Annotated in this window: 26 protein-coding genes and 1 tRNA gene; 14 read left to right on the top strand and 13 right to left on the bottom strand. The window is 61.3% G+C overall.

Annotation, left to right across the window (positions count from 1 at the left end; genetic code table 11):
• Positions 1-12 precede the first annotated feature (12 nt).
• Positions 13-915: a tellurite resistance TerB family protein gene (locus tag ACYVGC_RS05660; protein WP_460582816.1), complete on the bottom strand. Its 903-nt coding sequence runs from the start codon at positions 913-915 to the stop codon at positions 13-15.
• A gap of 274 nt (positions 916-1,189) precedes the next feature.
• Here ACYVGC_RS05660 and ACYVGC_RS05655 point away from each other — a divergent pair.
• From ACYVGC_RS05655 to ACYVGC_RS05605, 11 genes are all read left to right on the top strand, one after another.
• A tRNA-Val gene (locus tag ACYVGC_RS05655) sits at positions 1,190-1,264 on the top strand.
• A gap of 374 nt (positions 1,265-1,638) precedes the next feature.
• Positions 1,639-2,238: a CsgE family curli-type amyloid fiber assembly protein gene (locus tag ACYVGC_RS05650; RefSeq protein WP_460582815.1), complete on the top strand. Its 600-nt coding sequence runs from the start codon at positions 1,639-1,641 to the stop codon at positions 2,236-2,238.
• Between the two features lie 84 nt (positions 2,239-2,322).
• Entirely contained in the window at positions 2,323-2,739 is a 417-nt protein-coding gene (locus tag ACYVGC_RS05645; protein WP_460582814.1) for a curli production assembly/transport component CsgF, read from the top strand.
• 5 nt (positions 2,740-2,744) lie between these two features.
• Positions 2,745-4,205, top strand: coding sequence for a CsgG/HfaB family protein (locus ACYVGC_RS05640; protein WP_460582813.1), 1,461 nt, complete (start codon positions 2,745-2,747; stop codon positions 4,203-4,205).
• Positions 4,206-4,391: 186 nt separating this feature from the next.
• Positions 4,392-5,282, top strand: coding sequence for a hypothetical protein (locus ACYVGC_RS05635; RefSeq protein WP_460582812.1), 891 nt, complete (start codon positions 4,392-4,394; stop codon positions 5,280-5,282).
• A 160-nt stretch (positions 5,283-5,442) separates the two neighbouring features.
• Positions 5,443-6,057, top strand: a complete 615-nt coding sequence (locus ACYVGC_RS05630; RefSeq protein ID WP_460582811.1) for a hypothetical protein — start codon at positions 5,443-5,445, stop codon at positions 6,055-6,057.
• A gap of 58 nt (positions 6,058-6,115) precedes the next feature.
• Complete coding sequence (gene csgH / locus ACYVGC_RS05625) at positions 6,116-6,460, top strand: curli-like amyloid fiber formation chaperone CsgH (RefSeq protein WP_460582810.1); 345 nt, start codon at positions 6,116-6,118, stop codon at positions 6,458-6,460.
• Between the two features lie 110 nt (positions 6,461-6,570).
• The gene (locus ACYVGC_RS05620; RefSeq protein ID WP_460582809.1) at positions 6,571-8,094 is read left to right on the top strand and encodes a carboxypeptidase-like regulatory domain-containing protein; all 1,524 of its coding nucleotides are present in this window, start codon (positions 6,571-6,573) and stop codon (positions 8,092-8,094) included.
• A gap of 70 nt (positions 8,095-8,164) precedes the next feature.
• Positions 8,165-8,356 carry a hypothetical protein gene (locus tag ACYVGC_RS05615; RefSeq protein WP_460582808.1) on the top strand — a complete coding sequence of 64 codons (192 nt, stop codon included), beginning with the start codon at positions 8,165-8,167 and terminating at the stop codon, positions 8,354-8,356.
• Positions 8,287-8,493 carry a transposase gene (locus ACYVGC_RS05610; RefSeq protein ID WP_460582807.1) on the top strand — a complete coding sequence of 69 codons (207 nt, stop codon included), beginning with the start codon at positions 8,287-8,289 and terminating at the stop codon, positions 8,491-8,493. Before ACYVGC_RS05615 ends, ACYVGC_RS05610 begins: the two co-directional genes overlap by 70 nt.
• On the top strand, positions 8,490-8,840 hold the full coding sequence (locus tag ACYVGC_RS05605) for a hypothetical protein (RefSeq protein ID WP_460582806.1): 351 nt from the start codon (positions 8,490-8,492) through the stop codon (positions 8,838-8,840). Before ACYVGC_RS05610 ends, ACYVGC_RS05605 begins: the two co-directional genes overlap by 4 nt.
• Before the next feature lie 183 nt (positions 8,841-9,023).
• Here ACYVGC_RS05605 and ACYVGC_RS05600 read toward each other — a convergent pair whose 3' ends face one another.
• From ACYVGC_RS05600 to ACYVGC_RS05590, 3 genes are all read right to left on the bottom strand, one after another.
• Positions 9,024-9,773: a LuxR C-terminal-related transcriptional regulator gene (locus tag ACYVGC_RS05600; RefSeq protein WP_460582805.1), complete on the bottom strand. Its 750-nt coding sequence runs from the start codon at positions 9,771-9,773 to the stop codon at positions 9,024-9,026.
• 225 nt (positions 9,774-9,998) lie between these two features.
• Entirely contained in the window at positions 9,999-10,706 is a 708-nt protein-coding gene (locus tag ACYVGC_RS05595; protein WP_460582804.1) for a Crp/Fnr family transcriptional regulator, read from the bottom strand.
• Between the two features lie 168 nt (positions 10,707-10,874).
• Positions 10,875-11,126: a hypothetical protein gene (locus ACYVGC_RS05590; RefSeq protein WP_460582803.1), complete on the bottom strand. Its 252-nt coding sequence runs from the start codon at positions 11,124-11,126 to the stop codon at positions 10,875-10,877.
• 710 nt (positions 11,127-11,836) lie between these two features.
• Between ACYVGC_RS05590 and ACYVGC_RS05585 the strand changes: the two genes are divergently transcribed.
• On the top strand, positions 11,837-14,137 hold the full coding sequence (locus tag ACYVGC_RS05585; RefSeq protein ID WP_460582802.1) for a response regulator: 2,301 nt from the start codon (positions 11,837-11,839) through the stop codon (positions 14,135-14,137).
• Between the two features lie 13 nt (positions 14,138-14,150).
• On the opposite strand, the gene ACYVGC_RS05580 is transcribed toward ACYVGC_RS05585, so the two are convergent.
• Positions 14,151-14,906, bottom strand: coding sequence for a LytR/AlgR family response regulator transcription factor (locus tag ACYVGC_RS05580; protein WP_460582801.1), 756 nt, complete (start codon positions 14,904-14,906; stop codon positions 14,151-14,153).
• A 182-nt stretch (positions 14,907-15,088) separates the two neighbouring features.
• Positions 15,089-15,262 (bottom strand): hypothetical protein, encoded by a 174-nt coding sequence (locus ACYVGC_RS05575; protein WP_460582800.1) that lies wholly within the window; start codon positions 15,260-15,262, stop codon positions 15,089-15,091.
• Between the two features lie 101 nt (positions 15,263-15,363).
• On the opposite strand from ACYVGC_RS05575, the gene ACYVGC_RS05570 reads away from it, so the two are divergent.
• Together ACYVGC_RS05570 and ACYVGC_RS05565 are read left to right on the top strand one after the other, a co-directional pair.
• The gene (locus ACYVGC_RS05570; RefSeq protein ID WP_460582799.1) at positions 15,364-17,079 is read left to right on the top strand and encodes a hypothetical protein; all 1,716 of its coding nucleotides are present in this window, start codon (positions 15,364-15,366) and stop codon (positions 17,077-17,079) included.
• A 9-nt stretch (positions 17,080-17,088) separates the two neighbouring features.
• A complete protein-coding gene (locus ACYVGC_RS05565) occupies positions 17,089-18,264 on the top strand; it encodes a hypothetical protein (RefSeq protein ID WP_460582798.1) in 1,176 nt (391 codons plus the stop codon).
• 146 nt (positions 18,265-18,410) lie between these two features.
• On the opposite strand, the gene coaE is transcribed toward ACYVGC_RS05565, so the two are convergent.
• The 7 genes from coaE to nusB form a co-directional block, all read right to left on the bottom strand.
• Positions 18,411-19,010, bottom strand: a complete 600-nt coding sequence (coaE, locus tag ACYVGC_RS05560; protein ID WP_460582797.1) for a dephospho-CoA kinase — start codon at positions 19,008-19,010, stop codon at positions 18,411-18,413.
• 118 nt (positions 19,011-19,128) lie between these two features.
• On the bottom strand, positions 19,129-19,602 hold the full coding sequence (locus tag ACYVGC_RS05555; protein WP_460582796.1) for a hypothetical protein: 474 nt from the start codon (positions 19,600-19,602) through the stop codon (positions 19,129-19,131).
• Between the two features lies 1 nt (position 19,603).
• Positions 19,604-19,933, bottom strand: coding sequence for a preprotein translocase subunit YajC (gene yajC, locus ACYVGC_RS05550; RefSeq protein WP_460582795.1), 330 nt, complete (start codon positions 19,931-19,933; stop codon positions 19,604-19,606).
• A 96-nt stretch (positions 19,934-20,029) separates the two neighbouring features.
• Entirely contained in the window at positions 20,030-20,539 is a 510-nt protein-coding gene (locus ACYVGC_RS05545) for a DUF1573 domain-containing protein (RefSeq protein WP_460582794.1), read from the bottom strand.
• Positions 20,540-20,601: 62 nt separating this feature from the next.
• A complete protein-coding gene (locus ACYVGC_RS05540) occupies positions 20,602-21,606 on the bottom strand; it encodes an isocitrate/isopropylmalate dehydrogenase family protein (protein ID WP_460582793.1) in 1,005 nt (334 codons plus the stop codon).
• A gap of 92 nt (positions 21,607-21,698) precedes the next feature.
• Entirely contained in the window at positions 21,699-22,007 is a 309-nt protein-coding gene (locus ACYVGC_RS05535) for a YtxH domain-containing protein (protein ID WP_283565101.1), read from the bottom strand.
• A gap of 94 nt (positions 22,008-22,101) precedes the next feature.
• The gene (nusB, locus tag ACYVGC_RS05530; RefSeq protein ID WP_460582792.1) at positions 22,102-23,271 is read right to left on the bottom strand and encodes a transcription antitermination factor NusB; all 1,170 of its coding nucleotides are present in this window, start codon (positions 23,269-23,271) and stop codon (positions 22,102-22,104) included.
• Positions 23,272-23,404: the final 133 nt, after the last annotated feature.

The following is a 23,404-nucleotide window of genomic DNA, read 5'->3' as shown; positions in this document are numbered from 1 at the left end:
TTCACTCACTGCCTACCGGCCAAACAAACCGCCTAGTAGGCCGCCCATGCCGCTGCCCATGATGCCGCCGCCACCCGCGCTAGCGGGCTGCGAATTGGGCTGGCCACCCAGGCCGCCCAGCACCGACATAATGGAGCCGAGGCCGCCGCCGCCCATTGAGCCCTGCTGCGGGTATTGGTTGGTAGCCGCTTGGCTGCCGCCACCCAGTACGCCGCTCAGCAGGCCGCCACCGAGCAAGCCGCCCAGCAGGCCACCCAGCGAGCTACCACCGCCGCCGCCGCCGCCCAGGCTGCCCATAGCCCCGCTCAACAAGCCGCCCAGCGAGCCGCTGCGCTCCTGAGGCTGGCCATAGTCGCTAGTATTGTTGCCGCCGCCCATCACTTTGGAAATTACCATGGGGGCTACCACGCCCAGCAAGCCGGCCATGAGGGCTCCCTTGGGAATACCTACGCTGCTCAGTTTATCGCCCAGGCCGCTCAGGAAACCTTGCTTGCCGGGGTCTTGCGCATCGTGAGGCACGCTAGCGGCTTGGTCTACCACGCTTTCGAGGGCTTGCTTCTGCTCGGGGTTTACACCCAGGTAATCAGCCATTTTAGCCACCATTTCTTCCTCGCCGGGCGAGTACGTGCCATCGGCGCGGGCAAAGCTGATGAGGTCCGTGATGAGCGAGTAGCGCAGGTCGCTGCTCTTGAGCTGGTCGAGGCTCTGCTGCACCGTTTGGTTGTTGGCGCTATCGGCAGCGGCCAGCACCTGGCGGATGGCTCCGTCCGAGAGGCCCGCCTGCTGCGCTAGGCGCTGCAAAAACTCGGCTTCGGGGGCCGTGGCCTGGCGGTCGGCCGTGGCGAGGGCCGCAATGGCGCTGAGGTAAGCCGTTTTTTCGGGTTCCGAATAGTTTTGAAGGAGCTGGGTTTCCATGAAAGAGGGAAAAGAGTAGGTGAAAAAGGAGAAAAGTAGCGTTTAAGACGGGCAATGTGCCTCAGTGCTGCTAACGGATGCGCGGCGGTGGCGTTGCCAAACCAGCGTTTGCAAGTTGTTACATATTTTTTTCAAAACTTTTTATGCCTGATTGCTAATTTTTTACGCCTGTACCCATACTTATCAGAGCACTTTTTTTAGCACCTGGCTTGGTCAATCCAAAAAATCCCCCCATCTTTGTAATCCCAAACGGCCACAACCACTCGGGACAAAAGGGAGATTAGCTCAGCTGGTTCAGAGCATCTGCCTTACAAGCAGAGGGTCACTGGTTCGAACCCAGTATCTCCCACGTTGATAAACAGCCACTTAGATTAAGTTCTAAGTGGCTGTTTTGCGTTTGGTATCAATGCTCTCAGTAAGAGGCCCGCTAGTGTAAACAGCGGGCCTCTTACCAATTGAGACCGCGCTAATTCCACGTGCGCCGCTTTGCGAGGCAGCTACTTAGCCCACGCGCTGGCAGGCACCAATTGCCCTAGTGGCAAAAGTGACGAAGGTCACTTTGTAGCATGATGCTACGCATTTAGCTACGCGAAAGGGAGTACGAGCTTTGGGGTACCAATCGCTTCCCACCCATCACTTTTCCAGCAGTTTATAGTTACCTCCGGCGGCGCGTGCGCCACCGAAAGCAACTAGCTGGTAGCGTGATTATTACCCTCCAGCGCTATGTCCTTTGCTTCTGCCCAACGCCTTGGCTGCCGCCGCGCAGTAAGCTGCGGGGCCGCGGGTAAGTGGGGCTGGCTGCTGGCGCTGCTGCTAACCCTGGCGGCGGGGCCAGGCTGGGGCCAGCGCCCGGCCCCGCACAAAGTGGTAGTGCGGGCCGACACGGCTCGCAAACCCCTCTCCAATAAGCAGATGGAAGAAGCGCTGCGCCTCCTGCTGCGCGCCGACTCCGTGCAGCAAACCCGGGTGCAGCCCGGCATGGAGGCCGATGCCGAGGGTTTTGTGCTGGACCAGACCATTACCAAGCCGGGCCGCGATTTCTACGAGATGTTCTACGGCACCTTCCAAAGCTCGGCGGCGGCGGGCCTGGGCGAATACACTATTGTATTGACCGAAAAGCCGTTACGCGGCAACTCTTCTCTCATTTCGATGAGCGTAAACGATACCGAGCTGCTCGAAATGCCCCTGCCCACCCGCACCGAGCAGCTCGAAGAAGCCGTGGCCAGTGCCATCGAAACGGCCTGTGGCTTCCTGGCTGAGCAGCAGGCCGCCAGCACCCAAATGGAAACCGCCAACCACGGCCCGCCCGCTTCAAAGCCCTGATTACCCCCGCCCTTTCGCCTATACTACTACCTGGCCCAGCGCCAGCCCCTCTACCCTACTCTCGCCCGCTTGCGAACCTACTCTATGAACAAACTTTACGTTGCCTTACTGGTGGTGCTGGGCACCGCCGCGGCCCGCCCCGCGCTGGCCCAGCGCTTTGTGTACACGCCCGTGAACCCCGCATTTGGCGGCAACACCTTTAATTACAGCTGGTTGCAGGCATCAGCCACCGCGCAGAACACCACTGTTGACCCGGCCGCTACCCGCAGCACCACCGACCCCCTCACCCAATTTAGCGCCAACCTCAACCAGCAGGTGCTCTCGCAGCTCACTTCGCGCCTCATCTCCTCGCAGTTTGGCCAGGGGGCCATTAAAGAGGGTACCTACACGGTGGGCACCTACCAGGTGCAGGTAACGCCGGGCGGCGGGGGCGTAATGGTAACGGTAACCGATACCGGCACGGGCAACCGCACCACCATCACCATTCCTAACGGCTTGTAGGTTAAATGCTTGACCACAGCAAGCTACCCGTAGCCCGCCCCTCCTGGCTGGGCCGCGGGCGCACCTTGGCGCGCGGCCTGGTGGCGGCGGCCCTGCTCACCAGCAGCAGCTGCGTACCCTACCTGCACCAGCACCTACTGGCCCCCCAGCGCGCGCGCCTGGGGGCCGAAGTAGCTGGTAATGAGCTCTGGAACCAGCTGCCCACCCCAGCCGGTAAGACGATTGTGGCGGTGTACAAGTTTCGGGACCAGACAGGCCAGTACCGCCTCATGGAGAACGGGGCCAGCTTCTCCACCGTCGTTACGCAGGGCGCTACCAGCATCCTGCTGCGCGCCCTGGAAGAGTCGCACTGGTTTGAGTCGATTGAGCGCGAAAACATCGGTAACTTACTGAACGAGCGCAAGATAATTCGCTCGGCGCAGTCCGAGTTTGCGGCCCAAACCGGCAAGCCGGCGGCCCCGCTGGCTTCCATGCTTTTTGCCAGCATCATACTGGAGGGCGGCATTATTTCCTACGATTCCAACATCATTACCGGCGGGGGCGGGCTGCGCTACTTCGGGGCCGGCGCCTCAGGCCAGTACCGGCAAGACCGCGTGACGGTGTACCTGCGGGCCATTAGCACCAATACCGGGCGCATTATGAAAACGGTGTACACGTCCAAAACTATTCTCTCGCAGCAAGTAAGCGCGGGCGTGTTTCAATTTGTTGATTTCAAGCACCTGCTCGAAACTGAAACCGGCTTCACCTACAACGAGCCCAGTGAGATGGCCGTGAAGGAGGCCATCGAGAAATCGGTGCAATCCCTGATAATGGAGGGCGTGCGCGAGCATTTCTGGGGCCCGCGCGATACGGCCGAAGTGCACGGCCCGGCCATGCAAACCTACCTGCACGAAAAAACCGAAAACCTGAGTATCGACGAGCTAGGCCGGGTGCAGCAGCCGCGCCGCGCCACCTTCGGCCTGGGTGTCACGGGCGGCTTGCAGCGCTACGCCGGCGACTACAGCGCCCCCCAGGTGCGGGCCGCCGCCGAAGCTACCCTACGCTGGCAGCCCAGCGAAGCCTGGACGGTGTGGCTCAATGCTGGCCGGGGCCAGCTGGCGGCCGGGTCGGGCGGTAGCTCGTTCAGCCAAACGTTCAACTATGCCGAGGCGGGCGCGCTGTTGCGCCTGCTCCCGCGCGACCGCCTCACGCCCTACTTGCTAGCCGGCGGTGGTATTACCCAGCGGGCTGCGCCGGCCCCGCCGTCGTCGTTTGGCACGCTGCCCCACGCCGTGGTGGGCGTAGGCCTGGAGTATCTGGCCACCAACCGCCTGGGCCTGAGCCTCAGCCTCGACAACCACTACTACTTCAGCGACCAGCTCGACCTGCTGGCGCGGGGCAGCTACAACGACTACTACTGGGGCGCGCGCCTGGGGGCCGTGTTCTACCTGGGCCAGCTGGGCGGGCCCAAAGTAAGGACACGCTAGGGCTTACGTAAAATGTTGAAAAGACTACATAGTTTTTTACATTTTAACTTGAATAATTTTAATTTTACTCCTATTGGAGTATTGATACTTCTCTACTACCCCACCTACTTTTGACTCATTCTTCCGGCCGGAGAATTACTCTTCAGTACTACTTCCCACCCCCCCCATTTTTAACTACTCATCTCCATGAACACGCTCAAACTCAAACTTCTGGCCGCTTCTATGTTTGCTTGCTCGGCTGCTTTTGCCCAAGGGACTGCAGCAAGTGGCCAAACAAATAACAGTCCAAGTAGCAATGGTCAACTTAGCCCGCTGTCTGGTCCTACTTCCAACGCTAACGCTTTTACTCCGACTGCTGCGCAGGGAGTAGGTATGCGCAATGATATCAATAATTATAGTGTTGATTCTTACGTTTTACAAAGTGGCAGCAACCAATACGCCAAAGTAAATCAGCAAGGCTACTATAACACGGCCGACATCTACCAAACTGGTGGTAGTGGCAATAATGCGACTCAATCGCAACTGAACGACGGCAGAGATAATTTTCAGGGTAAGCGCAATACGGCATACATCGCTCAGGGCGGCTCAGCAAGCAGCGCTAACCAGAGCCAGACGGGTACTGGCAACGTAGCCAGTACCATCCAAGGCCAAGGCTCGGGTAATTTTGCCGACCAGAAGCAGGACGGCATGAGTCACTCGGCCGAAATCACGCAGGCCGGGTCAACGAGCAACGCCACCCAGAGCCAGACCGATGGCAATTCGGATGTTGCCCGCATTGTTCAAGGCGCTGGCACAAACAATACGGCCGACCAGAAGCAATTTGGTGGCAGCAACAACAGCGCTGATATCTCGCAAGACAATGGAGGCTCGTTCAACGATGCCTACCAATCGCAGCAAGGCTCTTCTAACGCGGCACGTATCCAGCAGGATGGTTCGTCCCGTAACTACGCTGAGCAACACCAGGTGGGAACCGGTAACCAGGCTAGCACCACCCAATCGGCCGCACAGTACGGCTCGTTTAGCTACATTGGCCAAACTGGTACTTCCAACCAGGCTACCGTGACGCAAGTGCGCTAGGCAAACCTAGGGTAAGTAAGCGACTCAGTAAACTGGATGCTGCGGCTGGTATGGTACCAGCCGCAGCATCCAGTTTACTGAGTCGCTTACAAACGAGGCTTAATTGGCTCATTATCAGCAATTACATAAGTTTTTTTTACTTCTCTCTCAGGTTTAAGGTATGCAAGCGTTCTTTCTATTGCTGCTGGCCGGGTTGGGTTGGTCGCAGCTAGCCAATGCCCAGCAGGCTATCAGTCAGGCCGCCACCGCTGAGCAGCGCTTGGCTGAAGACCTGGGGGTAGACCGCCTTCGCAACGCCTTGCTTCCTGCCATAGAAACCCGAACCTCGTCCGTGCTTCTCCAAACAGGCACTGGCAACGTGGCAACAATAGGACAAGCCAGCCAAGGCACCGCGCCCAACCAAGCGCTAGTGGTGCAGGCCGGCCTCGGCAATGCGCTAACATTGACTCAGGTGGGCTTCGACAATCAGACGACCTTGAGCCAAATGGGCAACGCCAACAAGGCCACCCTGCACCAATCGGGCAGCAGCAACGCCATCGATGGCTTGATAACCGGCGACGACAATACGCTGGGCGTACAGCAGCAGGGCCAGCGCAATCGGTACCTAACGCAGCTCGCGGGCAACAATGGCCGCTACAACATCGAGCAAATCGGCAGTGACAACAGCTTCACTCAGCGCGAAACCTCAGCTAGCACGCCCCTGCCCGGCTACAGTGTGCAGCAGCAGGGTGCCGGTATGCGCCTGACCATCGAGCAGGGCAAGGTATTTCCGTAGCGGGGCCGGTGTTTCGCGAGTGGCCTTTCTCTCTTCCGCACTCTACATCCCTAATACTATGAAACTTACTTTGCTACTAGCCTTGGTGGCGTGGCCGGCTAGCCCACCGTGCTTAGCTCACTTGGCTCTGCGCGAGCAGGATGGGCTGCTGCACATCACGGGTAGTTGCCGTAGCCAACTGGCGCAGGCGGCGCAGTACCGCTACGAGCTACGCACGCACCGCACCGGGCAAGTCGGGCAGTCGAATACCACGCAGGGTGGGCGCTTTGAGCTACCCGCCGGGCAGGAGGTCACGCTCTCACAGGTAAGCCTCAGTGCCGGGACCAATGCCCACTACCACTTGCACTTACTAGTGTACGATGCTGCTGGCCACACCGTGGCGCAGGACTCGGCCAGCCACTAACGCCCTCCCCTTTCCCTTTCGACTCAGGCAGTAATGTTTGAGTCTTTTTAGGTTTATACCCGCTACCATTTCTGCCCTATCCCTCCGCCTTTTTCCCACCTCTACTTTCTATGAACGCAAACAAGTACCTGGCCTTCCTCTTTTCCTGGTTGCTACTGGCGGGCTGCACCGAGACTACCGTGGAGCCCGCGCGCTTTGGGGCCCTTAATGGCACCGTGCTAGATGCGCGTAGCGGCCAGCCGCTGGCCAATGTATCTATCACAACCACCCCGGCTAGCAGCGGCTACCTCACCGATGCCAAGGGCCAGTTTGCCATTGCCCAGGTGCCGGCCGGCACCGTGAGCGTAACGGCCCACAAGGCCGACTACACCGACCAGAGCACCAGTATCACCGTAACCGAGGGCCAAACCCAGACCGTAGCCGTGCTGCTGGCGCGGCCCAGCTCCACCACGCCCCCCAGCGCGCCCGCCCAGCCCGGCCCCGCCACCGGGGCCACCGGCCAGCCCACCCAGCTTACCCTCAGCTGGCACTCGGTGCGGGCCGCCAAAACCGATTCGCTGCGCTACACCGTGGTGCTCTACGAAAGCAACAACCTCAACCAGCAAACCCTGCTCACCAACTCGCGCGACTCAACGGTGGTGGCGGCCAACCTGCGTTATAATACCACCTACTACTGGCAGGTAACGGCCACCAACCTCGCGGGCACCGGCAGCAGCGCCCGCTCGCCGGTGTGGAGCTTTCAAACCCAGGCGCTGCCCGATAACCGCTTTCTGTTTACGCGATTAACCGGCTCTAATACTGATATTTATTCTTCCAATAGCACGGGCGGCAACCTGCTGCGCCTTACCAGTGAGGCCACCACCGAAACCGCCCCCCAGCTTAGCCCCAACCGCGACCTGATTGCCTACACCTCCAACGCCACGGGCCAGTTTCAGCTCTATACCATGAACCGCGACGGCTCGAATCAGCGACGCATCACCACGCTGGCCGTGGAGGGCTACAGCAATGCGGGCGTGGGCTACCGGTGGTCGCCCGATGGGGCGCAGCTTATTTATGCCCACTACAACCAGCTTTACCGCGTTAACCGCGACGGCACCGGCTTGCAGCTGCTAGCCACTGCTCCCGCCGACCGCCACTTTCGCGAGTGCGACTGGACGGCCCAGAACGGCGGCCGGCTGGTAGTGCAAACGGTGGGCGTAAACGTATATGATGCTGAGATATACCTATTTAACACCGACGGCACCGGCGGCAGCCTGCTGGTGGGCAACCTGCCGGGCCGGCTCGACTCGCCAAGCTTTAGCATCGACGGCACGCGTGTGGTGTACACCCGCGACGTGGCGGGCTTCAACAGCCCCAGCGGCCGGCAGCTCGACGCGCACATTTTCACGCAGCGCCTCGATGGCACCGGCGTACTTGATGTGACGGCTACCGGCAGCAACGGTAGCGGTAGTGGCACCCCTAGAACTGTGGGCACCAACGACTTAAACCCCCAATACTCGCCCGATGGCTACTCCTTCATCTTCATCAACCAACCTAATGATGGCCTCACCCCTGGTGATGCCTGGACGGTAGAAACCACCGGCCTCGCCCGCACCAAGCAGATTACCAACGCCGCCCTGCCCAACTGGAAGTAGTAGTAATAAATAGTGGTACGCAAGGAGCAAGCTCTAAGAAGCTGTTTGAGTTAATTTTGGGTCGTGAAAAATGTTGCTGCTCTACCTCAGCGAAAAGCTTATAGCTCAGACTTATCAGCGCATCAGCGCATCAGCGCATGATTGGCAGCGCTTAGAGCCGGTGCTGCTGGCGCATGTGCGGCGGCGCAGCAAATGGCCCCTGCTGGAATTGGTCAATGCCATCCTGTACGTACAAACGGCTGTTTATGGCGCGATGTGCTAGGCGAGTTTCCGCCGTGGGGCACGGTGTACTGGTACTTTAGCAAGTGGCAGGACGAGGGCGTGCTCGACAAAATAAACGCCTGTTTAATAGCTGATTGCCGGGAGGAGGCCCAAAAAAAGTCCAGTCCAGTTGCGTGATAATTGACACGCAAAGTGTTAAGAATGCCGCCACGGCCACGGGCGATACGGTGGGCTTCGACGCGGGGAAGCTGGTCAAGGGTCGCAAGCGCCTGGTGCTCATCGATACACTGGGTAACATACTGGCCAGCTGGGTAGTACCAGCTAGTCAGTCGGACGCAGCCACGGCGATTGCCTTTTGGGACGCGGTAGCCGCTCAACTACCGCTGCTGGGGCAGGTGCAAGTGGTCATGAGCGACAGCTCGTTTGCTGGCCTGTTCACCGACCACCTGCGCCTGCGCTTCGAGAAGCCGACGGATATCGTGTTGAAGAAGAACTTTTGCATTCATTTAAGAAGCGCTGGTTAGTCGAACGCACCTTGGCTTGGTTGAGCGCTAATCGCCGCTTATCAAAAGAACATGACCGGTTGTTAACGCGCGCAAATGCTTGGCTAACAAAGGCTAACATCCGACGTGTTCTTAAATTTTGCTAACTCAAACAGCCTCTTATTGATTACTTCTTGCGTACCACTATTTATTGCGCATTGCCAGCTACACCATGCCGGCACCCAGGTGGGCCAGGCGCTGGCTCACGTTCTTGGACTTGATTTTGCGCTGGATGTTGCGACGGTGCGTCTTCACCGTGAAGTAGCTGATAAACAGCTTCTGGGCAATAGCTGCATTGGTTTCGCCGGCCAGGATGAGGGCCAGAATTTCCTGCTCGCGGCTACTGAGCTCGTCTTCCTCGCGCTTGCCCTTGCGGGCGGCCAGCCAGCTGGCAAAGGCGGGGTGGTCGAGGCTAAAGCGCACGTCCACCGTGTTTTTGTGGGCCGTGATGTCGGTGAAAAGGCTGGCCGTGGCCAGCGGACGGCCCGCGGCGTCCTGGGCAATAATGAAGTTTTGGCGCAGCACGTGCAGGTAGTGCCCGGCGCGGCAGCGCAGGCGGTAATCGACGCTGAAGCACGGGGGCACGGGGGCAGCCTCGCCCTGGCCCGGCACCGGGCCGTGCAGCTGTAAAAACTCGCTGGCCAGGGCCGAAGCCCGTATCACGGCGGGCAGGTCTTCGGGGTGAATGGCGGCGTATAACAAGCTCATTGTCAGCTCATTTTTCTCGTAGCCCAGCAGCCCGGCAATGCTGGGGCTACTGTAGCAGCATTGCTGCCGCCACAACTCAAACACCACCAAAAACTGACTGGCAAACAGCCGGTTGGCCATTTGCATGGCTTCCTGACGCACTGCCTCCAGCAGGCCCGCGTGCGCCGACGGCAAGCCCGGAGCTGGGCTCTCCAAATTATCAAGCATGAAAAAAATACCACTAGTGTGAGCGCCTGCCCCGGCGCGGGCGGCCAGCCACAGCCCCGCTCCGGCCGTGCAGCCATGGCAAAGGTGCCAGCTACCCCGCGGGGCCGCATTGATAGGGCTCACTACCTCAAGTGATTATCCTCATCTTTGGCCCACTCGGCCACGCACGCGCCGCCCGGCCCACTGCTGTGGGCCGGGCGGCGCTACCAGCGGGCTAGGCGGCGGCTAGTCGAACAGGGTAGCTATTTCCTGCAACTGCCTGGGCGCCAAGATAGTGATGGCGCTGCCCCGGGTAGTGAGCAGGCCCTCGTGCTTGAACTCGGTGAGCATGCGGGTGGTGGTTTCCTTGGTGGTGCCCATGAGGGCACCCAGGTCCTCGCGCGAGATGGCCATGGTGAAGGGCTTGCTGTCGCCGGTGGCCTGGTAAGTGTGCAGCAGCAGCAGCAGGGCCTCGGCCAGGCGCTCGCGCACGGGCTTGTAGGCCAGGTGCAGCATGCGCTCGGCAGTATCGCCGAGGTTGGTGGCCAGCAGCTGCATCAACGCACTGCTAAAGAGCGGGTTAGTGCTCAGCTGCTGCCCAAAAGCGTGCCGCGGAATGAGGCACACCGTGCAGTCGCTGAGGGCCACGGCCGAGGTGGCGTGCGCCGAGCCGGCAATGAGGGCGCGGTAGCCGAGCAGGTCGCCGCTCTTCACGAGGCGGATAATCTGCTCTTTGCCATCGCCGCCCGATTTCGTGATTTTGATGCGGCCGTCGTGCACGCAGTAGAGGCCGGCGGGCCGGGTGCCCTCGCCAAAAATGGTTTGGCCGGCGGCGTAGCGCTGGCTGGTTTTTTCTTGGCCAATGGTGTCGGTGCCCGACAGGGCGCAGCAGTGGAGCTGGTTGTGCTGCCGATGCGGGCAGCTCTGGCAGCTGGGGGTGGCAAGTCGTAACATAGTTGAAAGGCGGAGAATGAGTGAGTAGGGGCGTGAAGCGGGTGTTGGGGTGGGCAAAGGAGAGCGGGCATACTACGTTGCAAGGCGCGGGCAAGCCGTCGGGTACCAAGTCGGTTCCTCCTGACTGTTAGCTTCTTGGCAAATGTGAGTGGCGAGGGTGCCGCGGGGCTAGTTGGCCCAGCGGCCGGTGGCCTGGTAGAGGGGCTGAAACGCTTCGGCCCGGCTTATTTCGCCGTTGAGGTAGCGCTGCAGGCGCTGCTGGCTGTCGGGCTGGGGCACTTGCCCGCCAAAGGCTTGGCAGAGCAGCGCGTTTTCGACTTCGCGCAGGCGGTTGGTGTACGCCTGCTGCTCATCGGGCGACAGGATAGCGGAGGCCGCAAAATCAAATTGCAGCGTGGGGCTGAGGTATGCTAGTGCCATGTTTTCAGAAGGTTAGGAAGAGTGAGGTAACATAAAGAGCGGCCGGGCGGTGGGGCCGCCTACGGCCGGGTAACTACTTGGGGCGGCCACCGGGGGCAGGCCCAAAACCCAGGGCGCAGGTACGCTGGGGCTTGTATAGCCACGGTCCTGCAAATCCATTCTAAGGTATTGGTTGAATGAGCTTTCGCTCATCCGTGGCTCAGCTAGCCGGGCAATGGACCAGGCTAGCCCTGGGGCCAAGTACTTGGAGGGGGCGCTAGGTTGCCAGCGGGGCCAAACCGGGGCGGGGGGTAGCACGCGAAGCGTGGACTACCGGCAGAAAGTATTTTTTTTTCATAGTTAGAAAAGAGTGAGAGAGATATTCTTGCAAGCAGCCGTTGGCAGCCCACCGAGTGCTCCTTAGCGTAAAGCAAGCTATTGATTGACTGGTAGCTACCTTGGCAGGCTGAAGCATGATAAAAGTAGCGGGCTGGTAGGCTTGCCACTACTCCCAAAGGGTGAATCAGGGGATGCGGTATCCAGAAGCCGACCCTCCATATGCCAGCCGGTACCGGCGCCGCCCGCTACGAGCAGGCACCCTCCAAAGCTGCCCAACTCAGTTCAGCTATCCAGGCCAACCGTTCGCTCACTTAAAGGCTTGCTTTAGCTACTATTTCGCCCTAGCGGCTGACTATTTTGGTACCTTAACAAGCTTTATTTATCTTTTCCTAATGCCTACTTCTTCCGACAGCCTGCTGCACACCCTGCACGAGCCCATTGGCAAGGTGGCGGCCCGCCAGCGCATTCAGGAGCTGGAACGGGAGCTGGCGGCCGCGCATGCCAAAACTGCCGCCGCGCACCACCTGCTCGAAGAAAGCCTGGCCGATGCCAGCGACGGCCTATTGCTCGTGAACGACGCCCAGCGGGTACGCCTGGTCAATACGGCGCTCTACACCTTGTTTGGACTTAGCCAGCCGCCGGCCCACTGGGTGGGCCAGCCCGCCGCGCTCGTGGAGGCCCAGGTGCGGGCGTGCCTAGCCGACCCCGCGGCGTTTGACCGCCTGCTGGCCCACCCTACCGGGCAGCACGTACGGCTGCGACTACTTGGCCTTCAAGAAGTTGTGTTGAAAGTGCAGGCACTACCCGCGGCGGGTGGCGGCTACCTCCTCAGCTGCCGCGATGCCACCAACCAAGGCGATTTTTTTCAGCGCCTGCAGGAGCTGGCCTGCATTCCGGACCAGAACCCCAACCCGGTGCTGCGCTTTGGGGTGGGCGGTGAGCAGCTGTACGCCAACCCGGCCGCCGAGCGGCTGTGGGCCAAGCTGGCCACCGCCCCCCTGCAACAAGCCGAGCTGCTGGCCCTCACGCAGGCGGCCCTGCGCAGCAACCAGCCCCTCGAAGCCGAGCTGCCGCTGGCCCACAGCCGCGTGATGCAGGCCTACGTAGTGCCGTTTGAAGCGGCGGGCTATGTTAATGTGTATCTGACTGATATAACGACCCGCTACCGGGCCGGGCGCGCCTTGCAGCAAGCCAAGGAAACGGCCGAGGCCGCCGCCGCCGCCAAGGAAACGTTTTTGGCCAACATGAGCCACGAAATCCGCACGCCGCTCAACGGGGTGCTGGGCATGGCGGCGCAGCTGGCCAAAACGCCCCTCGACAGCCAGCAGCAGCAGCTCCTGAGCATTGTGCGCACCTCGGGCCACTTTTTGCTAAGTGTGCTCAACGACGTGCTGGATATGAGCAAGATAACGAGCGGCAAGCTGGAGCTCGACCACGCGCCGTTCGAGTTTTGCCAGGTGGCCAGCGAGGCGCTGGCCCTGCTGGCCTGGCAGGCCACCGAGAAGAACCTCGACTTCAAGTTTGTGCCCGTGGGCCAGCCCGCGCCCTACCCCTGGGTGCTCGGCGATGGCCACCGCCTCAGCCAGGTGCTGGTCAACCTGGTGGGCAACGCCCTCAAGTTTACCGATAGCGGCTACGTGCACGTGCGCAGCCAGGTGCTCACCCAAACTGCCAGCACGCTCACCCTGCAAATAGAAGTAGCCGACAGTGGCAGTGGCATTGCGGCCGACAAGCAGGAGTTAATATTCGAGTTCTTTATTCAGGAAAGCGCTGATATTCAGCGCAAATACGGCGGCTCGGGGCTGGGGCTCAGCATTTGCCGCGCCTTGGTGCAGCAAATGGGCGGCACGCTGGCCGTGGCCAGCCAGCCGGGGGCGGGCAGCACGTTTACGCTGGTGCTTACCCTGCCCAAGGCCGTGCCCGAGCTGCGCCCCCGCTTGCCCCTGGTGGCTGCCAGCCGCACGGGCAGCCTAGCTGGCCTGCGGGTGCTGCTGGTAGATGACAACGAGATAAACCGCAGCGTGGCGCGCTACCTGCTCGACGACTGGGGCACTGCGCTGCACGAGGCCAGCAACGGCCCCGACGCCCTGGCCCTGCTGGCCGCCCAGCCGTTCGACGTGGTGCTACTCGACATTCAGATGCCGGGCATGACGGGCCTGGAGGTGCTGGCGCGGTTGCGCCAGCACCCCGACTCCCGGCGCGCGGCTACCCCCGCTATTGCCTTCACTGCCAATGCGTTTCGGGCCGATGCGGAGCGCTACCTGGCGGCCGGCTTTACTGATTACCTTACCAAGCCGTTTGAAGAGGATAGCCTCTACCATAAGCTGGCGGCCTACCGGCCGGCCCCCGCGCCGGCTAGCTTCGACTTCACCTACCTGCACGGGCAGGCGCAGGGCAACCAGGCGCTTATCACCAAGATTATCAGCGCGTTCTTGCGCAATACGCCGCCCCTGCTGGCCGACTTACGCGCCGCGGCCGACGAGGGCCGCTGGCCCGAGGTGGCCGCACTGGTGCACCACCTGCGCTCCAATATTCAGGTGCTGGGCATTCAGCACACCGAAGCCAGCCTGGCTACCCTGCGCACGGCCCCGCCGGCCACGGGGCCCGTGGCGGTGGCCTTTGCCCGGGCGGCCCACCAGCTGGCCGACCACATCGACGCGGCCCTGCACGTACTGCCTAGCCACCTGCCGTAGGCATTGCGTTGATTTACAGGCTTCTCAGCGAGTGATAAAGCTCATCCTGGTACGACTTGGCCAGCGGCACCTCGTGGCCGGCCAGCGTGAGCACGTTGTCCTCAATGCTATCGATGAGCTTGGTATTGACCACGTAGGAGCGGTGCACCCGCCGAAAGTGCGCGAAGGGCAGCCGCTCCACAATGCTCTTGAGCGTGTAGTGGACGATGTGCTTTTGGCGGGCCGTCACCAGCACCGAATACGTAGACATGGCCTCAATGTAGAGCACATCGTCGAAATTGAGCCGCAGCAACCGGTTGTTGACCTTCACAAACAGGTCGTGGCCGGCCCGGTCAAGGTCGCCGGCCAGTTCGGCGGGCACAGCAGGTGGCGGCGGGGCCAGCTCGCTGGCCGGCGCGGCCCGCAGCGGCAGTCGCGCAATGGCCTCCTCGAAGCGGGTGTGCATCACCGGCTTCAGCAGGTAGTCGGCCACGTGCAGGTCAAACGCCTCCACGGCAAAGTCGCGGTGCGTGCTGATGATGACCACCGCCGGGTGCGGGCGCGCCAGCTGCTGCATCAGCTCCAGGCCCGAAAGGCCGGGCATCTCAATGTCGAGCAGCAGCAGCTCTACCTCGGGATGGGCCTGCAGGTAATGCAGCGCCGCGTGGGCATCGGTGAAGGATGCCAGCAGGCGCAGCGACTTGTTGAGCTCGACCAGGTGCTCCGTCAAATACAGGTCTATCTCGTTGTTGTCAACGATAACGCAGGAAACAGGAGTAGTAATCGACATAGCCAGAGCAGTTAGCAAGTCGAAATATACCCTTAATTTATTCGTAAAAGCCACGCCCTTACCCGCTTGCCACGCGAAAGCGGCGCCAAGCACTTGCACGATAAGTACAACTTAATAAAAACTTAATACCAATTGCATTATTACGCTAGCCACTGCCAGCTCCCTTGGGGCTGCCTGGTGGGCTAGCGGGCCGGGGCCGCCGGCACTGCCACGGAGGCCGGGCTGCTGTGGGCCGCCAGGTATTGGTGCCGCCACAGCACCCAGGCTAGGCCAATAGCCGCTGTTACCACCAGCAGGGTGTACACCACGCGGTTTTGGCGGTTGATGATGGTCGCGATGAGGTCGGCTCGTTTCATGGGCGTGCTGCTAGAGGCTGAAAACAGCGCTTTTAACGCGCCGCCGCCGCCGGTAGTTGTACCCCACCCAGACCGTGGGGCACCCGTAACTTGCGGGCCTTATGGCTAATTTTTATCCGGAGGCGCGGCGCGCACGCTGGCAGCGCTGGCTGCCGGGCGGCTTGCTGGTGGCCCTGCTGCTGCTGGGGGCCAGCCTCTACCGCGGCTACGGCCTCACCTGGGACGAGCCGGTTGACCACGACAACGGCGTTTACAACCTGTACTTAGCGGCCGATTTTCTGCTGCCCCCAGCCCTGGTGCAGGCTCGCATGCCCCCCGGCATGGCCGCGCCCATCGAGGCCAAATGGTCTGGTTTCGACCACGGCGTGGCCTTTGAGCTGCCCGCTGCCCTGCTGGGCCACCTGCTTTACCCCAGCAGCCCGGCGGGGTACTACCGCCTGCGGCATCTGCTGGTTTTCCTTGTCTTTGCGGGCGGCGTGGTAGTCACCTACCGCCTGGCCCGCCTGCGCTATCCCGCCGCCCGCTGGCTGCCGCTGCTGGCCGCCGGGGCGCTGGTGGCCACCCCCCGCTTTTTTGCCGAAGCCTTCTTCAACGGCAAAGACATCGTGTTTATGGCCGCCTTCGCCCTGGGCATGCTCACGCTCGTGCGCCTGGCCCAGCGCCCCACCGTGCCCCGCGCCCTGGCCCACGCCGCCGCCACCGCCCTGGCCGCCGACGTGCGCCTCACCGGCCTGGTACTGCTCACTGCCTTCACGGCCGCCGCGCTGCTGCTGCAAGCCAGTGCCCCCCTGGCCCGCCCCACCCCCGCCTGCCGCCGCCTAGCCCTTTTCGCATGTTACGGCCTGGCAACGGCCGCCTTCACCGTGCTGGGCTGGCCCTATCTCTGGGCCGACCCCGCCGCCCGCCTGCTCTACGTGTTGGGCCGCACCACTAGCTTCCCTTGGGAGAATACGGTGCTCTACGCCGGCCATTTCCTGAGCGTACACCACTTGCCCTGGCACTACCTGCCGGTGTGGATGCTCATTACCATTCCGCTGCCCTACCTGGTGCTGAGCACGCTGGGCCTGGGCACGGGCCTGCGCGCGCTGGCTCGCCACGGCCGCGCCGCCCTGCGCCGCCCGGGGGCCTGGCTCGATGCCCTGCTGCTGGCCTGGCTGCTCGGGCCCATCGGGGCCATTATGGCCACGCACGCCGTGGTGTACGATGGCTGGCGGCACGTTTACTTCGTGTATCCGGCCCTGCTGCTACTGGCCTTGCGCGGGGCCCGCGCCCTGGGCCAGGCCTGGCAACAGCGCCCGGCTTGGCGCTGGGTGGCGGGCGCGGCGGTGGCGCTGCTGGGGCTCGAAACCGGCCGCACGGTGTGGTTCATGGTGCGCGCCTACCCCAACCAGCAGGTGTATTTCAGCTGCCTGAGCACCCCGGCGGCCGAGCGGCTATTCGAGCGCGACTACTGGGGTGGCAGCGTGCATTATGGCCTGGAGTGGCTGCTGCGCCACGATGCCTCGCCCGTTATCACGGTGGGCGAGGCGATACCGGGCCTGGTGTACAACAATCGGCAGCTGCTAACGCCCGCCCAGCAGCAGCGCATTCGCATTGTGGGCGACTGGCAGCAGGCGCGCTACTTCCTCACCTTTTACCGCTGGCACCCGCAGTCGTATGCCGACTCGCTGGGCCCCGAGGTACTGGCCTACCGGCCCAGCGGCCGGGTCAAGGCGCTGTCCATCTTCCGGGTTGATTCACTGGCTGGGCCGCTTTCGCCGGCTGCGGCGGCTTTCCGCCAGCGCAACCCGCCGGCCGCGGCCCACCCCACACCGTAATTTTGCGCCATGCCCTTGCTCGAAGTTAAGTCCGCTGCCCAGCGGCGCCAGTTTTGCCGCCTGCCCCACCACCTGCACCGCCACGCGCCCGCCTACATTGGTCCGCTCGACAATGAGGTGGAGGCAGTATTCGAACCCGTTAAGAATCAGCTTTTTGCCGCTGGGGGCGAAGCCCAGCGCTGGCTGCTCACCGACGCGCAAGGCGTGGTAATTGGCCGCATTGCGGCCTTCGTCAACCCGCTCACCGCCTCCGTCACCGATGCCACGCTGCCCACCGGCGGCCTGGGATTTTTTGAGTGTATCGACGACCAGGCCGCCGCCACCGAGCTGTTTGATGTGGCCTGCGCCTGGCTGCGCGCCCGCGGCATGCTGGCCGTGGATGGCCCCATCAACTTCGGCGACCGCGACCGCTTCTGGGGCGTGCTGATTGACGGCTTCGACCGCGAGCCCAACTACGGAATGTTTTGGCACCCAGCTTATTACCAACAGCTGTTTGAAAGCTGCGGCTTTCAGCTCTACTTCAAGCAGTACACCTGCCACCGCCCGGTCGAGATGCCGCTGCACCCCAGCTTTCACCAAAAGCTGGCCGGCTTCGAGGCCGATAGCGCCTACCGCTTTGCCTACGCCCGCAAGGCCGAGCCCGAGAAAATGGCTCAGGATTTTCACCACGTGTATAACCTGGCCTGGGGCCGCCACGCCGGCGTGAAGCCCATGACTATCGAGCAGGCCCGCCACCTAGTGCGCGAGATGAAGCCCGTCATCGACGAGCGCCTGCTGGCCTTCGCCTACCACAATGACCAGCCGGTGGCTTTCTTCCTGAGTTTGCCCGAGCTCAACCAGATTTTCAAGCACATCGGCCACCGTCTCAACCTGGTGGGCAAGCTGCGCTTCGTGTGGCAGCGCTGGCGCTACCTAAAGCGACAGGATAAAAAACTCCTCGGCATTATCTACGGCGTAATTCCTGATTACCAAGGCAAAGGCGTGGACCAGGCCCTGCTCACCTGGGAGCAAAAACGCTTCATCGAAGCCGGCTACGCCAACATCGAAATGAACTGGATTGGCGATTTTAACCCCCGCATGCTCGTGACCACTCGCAGCATCGGGGCCAAAATCGTGAAAACCCACGCCACCTACCGCAAGCTATTCGTGGACCGGCCCTTCGAGCGCTACCCGATTATTCGGTGAGTGAGTAAGTAATTGAAAAAGAACGTCATGCTGAGCTTGCCGAAGCATCTCTACCGCATCATTGGTCAGTCCAACCGATGCGGTAGAGATGCTTCGGCAAGCTCAGCATGACGTTCTTTTTTGCTCATTCACTTATTCGCTCACTCCTATTTCTTACCCCGAAATTCCTTGTCCAGCGCCAGCACCTGGGGCAGCACCAGCTGCGTCTCGTCGTTATAAACCACGTAGTCAGCCCGTTGCAGCTTTTCTTCCTCGCTCAGCTGCTTGTCCATAATGGCTTGCACCTCGGCGGCCGAGCGATGGGCATCGCGGCTGCGCACCCGCGCCGTGCGCACCTCGGGCGGCGCAAACACGGTGATGATGGCATCGAGCCCCTTGTAAGCGCCTGACTCATAGAGCAAAGCGGCTTCCTTCAGCAGGTACGCGTGGCCAGCGGCAGCCTGCGCGGCCGTCCAGGTGGCAAAGTCCGCACCCACGCGGGGATGAACCAAGGAATTAAGCCGCGCCAGCTGGGCGGCATCATTGAAGGCAACCTGCGCCAGGTAGGGCCGGTTGAGCTGGCCGGCGGCATCGTAAGCTTCATCCCCAAAAGCGGCTTGCAGCTGCTCGCGCAATACCAAGTCGTTGGCCATCACCCACTTGGCCCGGCTGTCCGAATCGTAGACAGGCGCACCCAGCGCCGCAAAAACCCGCGACACGATACTCTTGCCCGAGCCAATGCCACCCGTAATCCCAATACGCCGCATAGCTTTTGAATTTGGAATGAGGAATTTAGAAAGAAGAATTGGCTAGCGAATCTTTTTAGGAAATACCCCTTAACTACCTTACCATCAATCTAAAAGAGAACTTCTTCTTCCCAATACCTCATTCTACATTTAAAGAAGCGTCGCCGCCCGGCACCAGGTAGTAGCTAGCCGAATCGGCGGGTAGGCTCACCAGGCGCACGGTGCCCAGCGCCCGGCGCAGCGGCGGCCGTAGCGCCGAGCGCTGCGGAAGCGTGCCAGGCAGCCGCAGGCGCACCTCGGCGGGCAGCAGGTGCAGGCCCACGGCCCGGCTGAGCAAGCGCCAGCCGTTGCCGCGCACCTCGATGGGCACGGTGGCGGGCAGGGGCCGGGCCGGGTGGTAGCGCTGGGCATTGTAGTGCCAGTGCACGGGGTAGTCGAGCGAGGCCGTGTAGCTGTTGCTCAGCTCCCGCAGCATCCACAACGTGCTGGCAATCAAGAAGCAAGCTATTACGGCGCGGTAAAAGCTAGGCTCCTTCCCGGCCAGGGGTTGCAGCAGGCGGCGCAGCAGCTGGCTGGCCCGGCCGCTCGCGGCGGGGGGCGGCGCGGGCCTCATGCTAGCTGGCAGCGGGCGTGGCGGTATCGGTAGTGGTAGAGCCGGCTACGCGGGCCACGGCGCTACGGTCGAAGCGCAGGCGCTGGCCGCGCTCTACTTCGAGCAGCACGGTTTCGGGGCCTACTTCCACCAGCAGGCCGTGCAGGCCGCCGATGGTGACCACGCGCGTGCCCTTCACCAGCGACTCGCGGAAGCTCTTGGCATCGGCCGTTTTGCGCTGCTGCGGCCGAATCATGAAAAAGTACAGCACCAAGCCAATAGCGACCGGAAAAACGAACTGCATGATGCTGCCGCTAACCGCAGCCTGAAGCAAAAGGGTAAGAAAAGTCATGGTTTTTAAACTAAGTGGACAAGGTAGGCAGAAAGTAGTGCAGCGCGGCGGGCAGCAAGTCAGCCGACGTTACTACCTCCGCCTTGCGCCATTTAACTACTTATCAGTCAATACGTTACCTTTAATGTAAATCGTATTGGTATTGGGTTGGGTATTGGCCCGCACGGTTACCTGCTTGCTGATGAGGCCCTGCTTGCCGCGGCTGTCGAATTGCACTTGCAGCTCGCCGGTGGCGCCAGGGGCCACGGGCTCCTTGGTCCAACTGGGCGTGGTGCAGCCGCAGCTGGCCGTGGCATCGGCAATAAGCAGGGGCGTTTTACCGGTGTTGGTGAATTTGAAGGTGTGCTGCACCTTGCTACCGGGCTTGATGTCGCCAAAGTCGAACTGGGCCTCGGCAAACGTGAGTACGGGCGCGTTGGGGTTGGGCGCTTCGGTGTCGCTGGCCACGTTGGGGTTGTCGATGGTGGGGTTGGCCTTGGCGTCGGCGGCAGCCTCGTCGGCGGCGGCGTTCATGCCCTGGGTACCGGCCTCGGTGGCTTTATCGCGGTTGCAACCCACTAGCAGCAAGACCGCTAGGGCAAAAGAAGAAACAGTGGAACGCAGCATAAACACAGCATCCTACGGGGCCCGGCGGGCCACCGTAGGACGATTAGGGGGATATTCTATTTTTACTTCAGCTTATCAATAATGTGCTGGGCAAACTCCGTGGTCGAAGCCTTGCCGCCAAGGTCGCCGGTGCACTGCTCTTTGTGCAGAAATGTCTCATTGAGGGCCGCTTCAATGCGGGTGGCGTGCTCCTTTTCGCCGAGGTGCTCCAGCATCATCAGGGCCGAGCGCAGCAAGGCGGTGGGGTTGGCTTTACCCTGGCCGGCAATGTCGGGGGCCGAGCCGTGCACGGCCTCAAAAATGGCCATGTTGTCGCCAATGTTAGCACCGCTTACCACGCCCAGGCCACCCACGAGGCCGGCGCACAGGTCGGAGAGAATATCGCCAAACAGGTTGGTGGTCACAATTACATCAAACTGCTGGGGCTTGACTACCAGCTGCATGCACATGTTGTCGATGATGCGGTCGTCGTAAAACGTCACCTCTGGAAACTCGGCCGAGGCTTCCTTGCAGGCATCAATCATGAGCTTGCCGGCCTGCTTCAGGATGTTGCCCTTGTGGGCTAGCGTCACGTGCTTGCGGCCGTGCTTGGCGGCGTAGGCGAAGGCCGCGCGCGAAATTTTGCGGCAGCCCTCCACCGTATTGCGGCTGATGGAATCGGCAATACCCAGGCGCTCGTCCCACAGCTCTAGGCCCGAATACAGCCCTTCGGTATTCTCCCGAAACAGCACCAAATCAATGCCTTTAAACGGCGTGTTGATGCCCTCCGTGGTTTTGGCCGGGCGTACGTTCTGGTAGAGGTCGTACTTCTGGCGCAGGGTAATGTTTACGCTGCGAAAGCCCTTGCCTACCGGCGTGGTAATGGGGCCTTTGAGGCCCACGCGGGTACGCTCCAGCGAGTCAAACAGCGACTGGGGCAGCAAGGCACCCTCGCTTTCCAGCGTGGTGATGCCCGCGTTGTGCTCTTCCCATTGAACCGGCACCTGGGCAGCGGCGAAAATGTCGAGGACGGCGCGGGTGATTTCCGGGCCAATACCGTCGCCAGGCGTGAGGGTTACGAGGTGCATAGTGCAGAAAATTGATAAAGAAAACGATATTCGCAACTCAACGGCTTGTTATTTAGCATCTTACTAAATAACAAGCCGTTGGGCTCCAAGCCCTAGAGGGCTCGCCGCGAATTGATTTGACTAATAAGCTGGTCCACGTCGCCGAGCAGCTGCTCGGCTTTGCTCTTGGCGTCCTGAATAACGCGCTGACCTTCGCTCTTGGCCGAGGAGGGCGCGTTATCGCGGCCCGTCACGAGGCTTTCGGTGAGGTCGGCGAGCACGGAGCGGTATTTTTCCAGCTGGTAGCTGAGCCAGGAGCGGGTTTCGCGGCCGGTTTCGGGTGCGTAGAGCAAGGTAACGGCGGCCCCGGCGAGGGCACCGCCCGTGAAGCACAGCAGTCCGGTGGTTGTTTTGCTAGCCATGAGTGCAAGGATGTGAAAAAGAGAAGGTTAGGAAGAATGTAGGGTAAGCTTTAGCTTGCCAGACGTCTGGCAAGCTAAAGCTTACCCTACAGTACTACTGGTTGTCCAGCAGGCCGCGGCCCGACTTGCGGATATCGCCGCTGGCGGCCAGGTCCTGGGCCAGCTTGTCGAGCACCCCGTTTACGAATTGTTTGCTCTTGGGGGTGCTGTAAATCTTGCTGATTTCGATGTACTCGTTAATGGTAACCTTGACGGGGATGCCGCGGAAGAGCTGCATCTCGCATAGGGCCATCTTGAGGATGATTTTATCGAGCAAAGCTACCCGCTCCACGTCCCAATTGGGCGTCGAGTCGGAGATGAGCTTTTCCGATTTCGAGTCGTCGGTCAGGGTCTGGTTGTAGAGCGTTTCGGCAAAGTCGCGGTCGTCCTGCCAGTTGGCGCTCAGGTTCATCAACTCCTGCGTGGGCTCGGCACCGTGGGGCAGCATTTTCAGCGTTTTCAGCACCAGGTTGCGCACGATGGGCCGGTTTTCCTCCCAGTTCAGGTCGCTGCTTTCGAGCCAGCGCGGCAGGGCTTCACCCTTAAATACGAAGTCTTTGTAAAGGTGCCGCAGCAGCTCCATATCGGTTTCGTAGTCGGTTTCGACGAGGCCCGTGTTTTTGCCGGCCAGGTAGGCCTGCACGGTTGCGTCAGGCTTCATCTCCTTCTGCCAGGCCTCGCGCAGGGCGTCTATTTCCTCGCTATCATCCCACTGCAGCTTGTGCTTGATGGTGGTTTGCAGCAGTTGCTCGTTTTCCTTGAGCTTGACGAAAGCCGCATTCTCAAACAAGCGCGCTGTGTCGCTCACTTCGAAGCGCGGGCCGGTGAAGCGCCGGGTTTCGCGCTCGTTATCTTCCGTAATAATGGCCAGCAGCGCCTGCGGCATGTTGAGCAGGTGCAGGTACTGGTCGTGAATGCTCTCGGCTCCGTGCAGCAGCTGCCCGCCGTAGAAAGTGTTTTCCTTCTTCACCATTTGTTGGTAGTAGGCCACGGCGTTGCGCACGGCCTCGGCCACGTCCTGGTCGTCGGAGCCCGATTCGGGCATTTCGCCGGTGCGGTGCCACTCGCGCAGCTGGGCTTCGCCCATTTTGCGCTGGCCTTCGAGCAGGCGGCGGTCGGGCGTGACCTTGGCGCTGAGGTCGGGCTCAAAAGCCGCCGCAATGCGGTCCTGGGCCAGCAGCAAATCGGCGGCCACCGCTTGCTGGTAGGCATAAAGGGCCTGCATTACTTTAATACGGAGAAGACGGCGGTTGAGCATTTCGTTGGTTAGTGAGTATGTCTGCGTTATGAGCTAAGAAAACAGTTGTCATTGCGAGCACCGCGAAGCAATCGCATCGGCACGACACCCACCCGAATGG

Source organism: Hymenobacter arcticus, assembly GCF_054779975.1.
Note: the sequence above shows the minus strand (reverse complement) of the source record. Positions and strands in the feature narration are given on the sequence as shown.

Coding starts and splice junctions, on each gene's coding strand:
- ACYVGC_RS05565 (WP_460582798.1), top strand. CDS start 17,089: ATGCCCTTGCTCGAAGTTAAGTCCGCTGCCCAGCGGCGCCAGTTTTGC.
- coaE (WP_460582797.1), bottom strand. CDS start 19,010: ATGCGGCGTATTGGGATTACGGGTGGCATTGGCTCGGGCAAGAGTATC.
- ACYVGC_RS05615 (WP_460582808.1), top strand. CDS start 8,165: ATGTTGCTGCTCTACCTCAGCGAAAAGCTTATAGCTCAGACTTATCAG.
- ACYVGC_RS05630 (WP_460582811.1), top strand. CDS start 5,443: ATGCAAGCGTTCTTTCTATTGCTGCTGGCCGGGTTGGGTTGGTCGCAG.
- ACYVGC_RS05645 (WP_460582814.1), top strand. CDS start 2,323: ATGAACAAACTTTACGTTGCCTTACTGGTGGTGCTGGGCACCGCCGCG.
- ACYVGC_RS05585 (WP_460582802.1), top strand. CDS start 11,837: ATGCCTACTTCTTCCGACAGCCTGCTGCACACCCTGCACGAGCCCATT.
- ACYVGC_RS05620 (WP_460582809.1), top strand. CDS start 6,571: ATGAACGCAAACAAGTACCTGGCCTTCCTCTTTTCCTGGTTGCTACTG.
- ACYVGC_RS05635 (WP_460582812.1), top strand. CDS start 4,392: ATGAACACGCTCAAACTCAAACTTCTGGCCGCTTCTATGTTTGCTTGC.
- ACYVGC_RS05535 (WP_283565101.1), bottom strand. CDS start 22,007: ATGGCTAGCAAAACAACCACCGGACTGCTGTGCTTCACGGGCGGTGCC.
- ACYVGC_RS05610 (WP_460582807.1), top strand. CDS start 8,287: ATGGCCCCTGCTGGAATTGGTCAATGCCATCCTGTACGTACAAACGGC.
- ACYVGC_RS05580 (WP_460582801.1), bottom strand. CDS start 14,906: ATGTCGATTACTACTCCTGTTTCCTGCGTTATCGTTGACAACAACGAG.
- ACYVGC_RS05590 (WP_460582803.1), bottom strand. CDS start 11,126: ATGGCACTAGCATACCTCAGCCCCACGCTGCAATTTGATTTTGCGGCC.
- ACYVGC_RS05640 (WP_460582813.1), top strand. CDS start 2,745: ATGCTTGACCACAGCAAGCTACCCGTAGCCCGCCCCTCCTGGCTGGGC.
- yajC (WP_460582795.1), bottom strand. CDS start 19,933: ATGACTTTTCTTACCCTTTTGCTTCAGGCTGCGGTTAGCGGCAGCATC.
- ACYVGC_RS05595 (WP_460582804.1), bottom strand. CDS start 10,706: ATGTTACGACTTGCCACCCCCAGCTGCCAGAGCTGCCCGCATCGGCAG.
- nusB (WP_460582792.1), bottom strand. CDS start 23,271: ATGCAGGCCCTTTATGCCTACCAGCAAGCGGTGGCCGCCGATTTGCTG.
- ACYVGC_RS05545 (WP_460582794.1), bottom strand. CDS start 20,539: ATGCTGCGTTCCACTGTTTCTTCTTTTGCCCTAGCGGTCTTGCTGCTA.
- ACYVGC_RS05660 (WP_460582816.1), bottom strand. CDS start 915: ATGGAAACCCAGCTCCTTCAAAACTATTCGGAACCCGAAAAAACGGCT.
- ACYVGC_RS05555 (WP_460582796.1), bottom strand. CDS start 19,602: ATGAGGCCCGCGCCGCCCCCCGCCGCGAGCGGCCGGGCCAGCCAGCTG.
- ACYVGC_RS05600 (WP_460582805.1), bottom strand. CDS start 9,773: ATGCTTGATAATTTGGAGAGCCCAGCTCCGGGCTTGCCGTCGGCGCAC.
- ACYVGC_RS05570 (WP_460582799.1), top strand. CDS start 15,364: ATGGCTAATTTTTATCCGGAGGCGCGGCGCGCACGCTGGCAGCGCTGG.
- ACYVGC_RS05540 (WP_460582793.1), bottom strand. CDS start 21,606: ATGCACCTCGTAACCCTCACGCCTGGCGACGGTATTGGCCCGGAAATC.
- ACYVGC_RS05650 (WP_460582815.1), top strand. CDS start 1,639: ATGTCCTTTGCTTCTGCCCAACGCCTTGGCTGCCGCCGCGCAGTAAGC.
- ACYVGC_RS05575 (WP_460582800.1), bottom strand. CDS start 15,262: ATGAAACGAGCCGACCTCATCGCGACCATCATCAACCGCCAAAACCGC.
- csgH (WP_460582810.1), top strand. CDS start 6,116: ATGAAACTTACTTTGCTACTAGCCTTGGTGGCGTGGCCGGCTAGCCCA.